The sequence below is a fragment of the Flavobacterium sp. genome (assembly GCF_043756175.1).
In the GTDB taxonomy this organism is placed as follows: domain Bacteria; phylum Bacteroidota; class Bacteroidia; order Flavobacteriales; family Flavobacteriaceae; genus Flavobacterium.
This window is the reverse complement of sequence record NZ_JAYURN010000037.1, coordinates 1-2,158: the sequence shown is the minus strand read 5'-3', so window position 1 is coordinate 2,158 and position 2,158 is coordinate 1. Positions and strand designations below refer to the sequence as shown.

Annotated in this window: 2 protein-coding genes and 1 pseudogene; 2 read left to right on the top strand and 1 reads right to left on the bottom strand. The window is 32.2% G+C overall.

What is annotated here, in order from left to right:
• A pseudogene (locus tag ACH2BP_RS02050) lies at window positions 1-390 on the top strand (dihydrofolate reductase); the annotation flags it as partial.
• A gap of 339 nt (window positions 391-729) precedes the next feature.
• Window positions 730-1,119 (top strand): hypothetical protein, encoded by a 390-nt coding sequence (locus tag ACH2BP_RS02045; protein WP_395056528.1) that lies wholly within the window; start codon window positions 730-732, stop codon window positions 1,117-1,119.
• Window positions 1,120-1,225: 106 nt separating this feature from the next.
• Here the strand turns inward: ACH2BP_RS02045 and ACH2BP_RS02040 are convergent.
• Window positions 1,226-2,158 (bottom strand): branched-chain amino acid aminotransferase (locus ACH2BP_RS02040; protein ID WP_395056526.1); only part of this gene is annotated, 933 nt, incomplete at its 5' end.

Sequence of the window (2,158 nt, the reverse complement as noted above, 5' to 3'; positions counted from 1 at the left end):
GAAAAAGGAAAAAAAGACAATGTAATTGAGAAAATAACCCGTAATGGAAAAACTTATTTCAACATTACTGATTATGAAAAATTACATGATTTATTCGGGCAATTATTAAGAGAAGTACAAAGAATTAAATCAGAAGGTGACTTTAATGCGGGAAAAGCATTAGTGGAAAACTACGGTGTAAAAGTAGATCAGAAATTACATGTTGAAGTTTTAGAACGTAATAAACAATTCGCTTCGGCAGCCTATAGTGGTTTTGTTAATCCAGTATTAGTTCCAAAATTAGATAAAAAAGGGAATATTATTTCTATCGAAGTAAAACAACCAAAAACATTTGCGGAACAAATGCTGAAATATTCTAAGAACTTTGGGTTTTTGCCTTCGGAAAACTAGAAGAATAATTTCAAAAAAAAATGCTCACCTTTTTAAGTGGGCATTTTTTTATTCCAAAAAGTAAAGAGGCTAACGTTTGAAAAATATTTTTATCATAAATAGAATTCCAATAAAAATTAAAAAACCGATTAATATCTTGTAATTTCCTTCATAAAATATTTTGTGCATCTTTAAATCCTTTCGGTAAGCAATTACCATTGCGATAACAAAAGCAACAAAAAAACAGGCTGCAAATATCAATTGTCCTTGACTAAACATAGTTTAAATTATTTGCAGCAAAAATAGTTAATAGTTTAGAAATAGTTGCTAATTTGCCTTTTCATTTAAAAAATAAAAAAGATGCAAAAACAAATTGATTCAGTGAAGGTATTTCATACTGCATTTAAAATAGGACATAGCGAAATTCCAACAGCTGATTTGGGAGAAAGCAAACATATCCTTCGTTATAATTTAATGAAAGAAGAAAATGAGGAATATCTTGAAGCAGTTCAAAACAATGATTTGGTAGAAATTGCTGATGCCCTTGGAGATATGATGTATATTTTATGTGGAACTATAATTGAACATGGTTTGCAACACAAAATCGAAGCAGTTTTCGACGAAATTCAGCGTAGTAATATGAGTAAGTTAGGAGAAGATGGAAATCCTATTTATCGTGAAGACGGCAAGGTTATGAAAGGCCCTAACTATTTTAAACCAAATTTTTCAAAAATATTAGAGGATATCTAGTAGAAAAATTGAATTTAAAATAAGAATTTTACTAGTTCAAATTGGACATTAAAAAAGGCGATTTTCAAAATGAAAATCGCCTTTTTTAATATTTAAAATCTAAAATCTATACTTTAACAGTCCATCCAAAAGTATCTTCAGCTAGTTTGTTTTGAATATTAGTTAATTTATCTTTTAGTTTTAATGCCATTGAATCTTCATTTTTAGGCAATTCATGATAAACATCTTGATAAGAAAATCCAGAAATAGGACTAACTACAGCAGCCGTTCCCGCACCGAAAATTTCTTTCAGGCTTCCATTTTTAGAGGCTTCAACAAGTTCAGAAACTAAAACAGGACGCACATCTACATTAATTCCTTCACTTTTGGCTAACTCAATCAAAGTCTTTCTAGTCACACCATCAAGAATTCTTTCACTTACTGGAGCGGTAAATAAAGTATCGTTTATTCTAAAAAATACATTCATTGTCCCAGCTTCTTCCAGTTTGGTATGTGTGGCATCATCGGTCCAAATCACTTGTTGGAAACCTTGTTTGTTAGCTAAACTAGTAGGGTAAAATTGTGCAGCATAATTTCCGGCAGCTTTTGCAGCTCCAATTCCGCCATTTGCCGCTCTGCTGTAATGCTCAGCGATAAGAACCTTAACTTCACCCGCATAATAAGCGCTTACCGGTGATAAAATGATCATAAATTTATAATCATCAGATGGGTTCGCAATTACACCAGTTCCTGTAGCAATCATAAATGGTCTTATGTACATGGAATTTCCTTTACCTCTTTTTATCCATGCCTCATCTAATTGAAGTAATTCCTTCAAACCGCTCATAAATATGTCTTCTGGCACTTCCTGCATCGCCATTCTAACAGCTGATTTATTGAAACGTTTATAGTTCTCATCAGGTCTAAATAACCAGATTGCATCATCCTCATCTTTGTAAGCTTTCATACCTTCAAAAATAGCTTGACCATAATGGAAAACTCTTGTGGAAGGGTCTAACAAAAAGGGCGCATAAGGCTTAATGACAGGTTTTTGCCACTC